Here is a 1,932-nt window from a genome sequence, read left to right on the forward strand (position 1 = left end):
TCCTTATTTAAGATACCACATCCATAGCTTTTTTCAAAGAAATTGAACCCAGGCTAAGTTCTTGTGAAAAAAGATGCCATCGCTTCGGAATAAACTCCTGCATCGATGTCCCTATTTTTCTTTAGAACTTCCCGCAAGCGGGACGCCTTTAGTATCTTAATGGAGCCTAGCGGGATCGAACCGCTGACCTCCTGCGTGCAAAGCAGGCGCTCTCCCAGCTGAGCTAAGGCCCCTTCCTATTCATGTAGGATTTCTTTTTCTCTGTCATCTACATGACCTCTCAAAACTGAACAAGTACCAATGTGCTTCCTTTTTCCTTAGAAAGGAGGTGATCCAGCCGCACCTTCCGATACGGCTACCTTGTTACGACTTCACCCCAATCATCTATCCCACCTTAGGCGGCTGGCTCCTAAATGGTTACCTCACCGACTTCGGGTGTTACAAACTCTCGTGGTGTGACGGGCGGTGTGTACAAGGCCCGGGAACGTATTCACCGCGGCGTGCTGATCCGCGATTACTAGCGATTCCGACTTCATGTAGGCGAGTTGCAGCCTACAATCCGAACTGAGACTGGCTTTAAGAGATTTGCTTGCCGTCACCGACTTGCCGCTCGTTGTACCAGCCATTGTAGCACGTGTGTAGCCCAGGTCATAAGGGGCATGATGATTTGACGTCATCCCCACCTTCCTCCGGTTTATTACCGGCAGTCTCGCTAGAGTGCCCAACTTAATGATGGCAACTAACAATAAGGGTTGCGCTCGTTGCGGGACTTAACCCAACATCTCACGACACGAGCTGACGACAACCATGCACCACCTGTCACCGATGCTCCGAAGAGAAACCCTATCTCTAGAGTGGTCATCGGGATGTCAAGACCTGGTAAGGTTCTTCGCGTTGCTTCGAATTAAACCACATGCTCCACCGCTTGTGCGGGCCCCCGTCAATTCCTTTGAGTTTCAACCTTGCGGTCGTACTCCCCAGGCGGAGTGCTTAATGCGTTAGCTGCGGCACTAAGCCCCGGATAGGGCCTAACACCTAGCACTCATCGTTTACGGCGTGGACTACCAGGGTATCTAATCCTGTTCGCTACCCACGCTTTCGAGCCTCAGCGTCAGTTACAGACCAGAGAGCCGCTTTCGCCACCGGTGTTCCTCCATATATCTACGCATTCCACCGCTACACATGGAATTCCACTCTCCCCTTCTGCACTCAAGTTGAACAGTTTCCAAAGCATACTATGGTTAAGCCACAGCCTTTAACTTCAGACTTATCCAACCGCCTGCGCTCGCTTTACGCCCAATAAATCCGGATAACGCTCGGGACCTACGTATTACCGCGGCTGCTGGCACGTAGTTAGCCGTCCCTTTCTGGTAAGTTACCGTCACAGTGTGAACTTTCCACTCTCACACTCGTTCTTCTCTTACAACAGAGCTTTACGATCCGAAAACCTTCTTCACTCACGCGGCGTTGCTCGGTCAGGGTTGCCCCCATTGCCGAAGATTCCCTACTGCTGCCTCCCGTAGGAGTCTGGGCCGTGTCTCAGTCCCAGTGTGGCCGTTCACCCTCTCAGGTCGGCTATGTATCGTCGCCTAGGTGAGCCTTTACCTCACCTACTAGCTAATACAACGCAGGTCCATCTGGTAGTGATGCAGTTGCATCTTTCAAATAGATATCATGCAATATCCATTGTTATGCGGTATTAGCTATCGTTTCCAATAGTTATCCCCCGCTACCAGGCAGGTTACCTACGCGTTACTCACCCGTTCGCAACTCCTCAAGAAGAGCAAGCTCTTCTCTCAGCGTTCTACTTGCATGTATTAGGCACGCCGCCAGCGTTCATCCTGAGCCAGGATCAAACTCTCATCAAAAGTTTGAGCTGCTGCTCATTTCTGTCACTGACAGATTTATTGCTTTTTCATTGACAGGTAGTAT

1 tRNA gene and 1 rRNA gene are annotated in these 1,932 nt (G+C 50.7%); both read right to left on the reverse strand.

From position 1 onward, the window contains the following. Positions 1 to 160: 160 nt before the first annotated feature. A tRNA-Ala gene (locus ACXM1Q_RS08815) sits at positions 161 to 233 on the reverse strand. 88 nt (positions 234 to 321) lie between these two features. Next, a 16S ribosomal RNA gene (locus ACXM1Q_RS08820) occupies positions 322 to 1,868 on the reverse strand. Between the last annotated feature and the right edge of the window lie 64 nt (positions 1,869 to 1,932).

It is taken from the genome of Streptococcus sp. 10F2 (genome assembly GCF_054331515.2).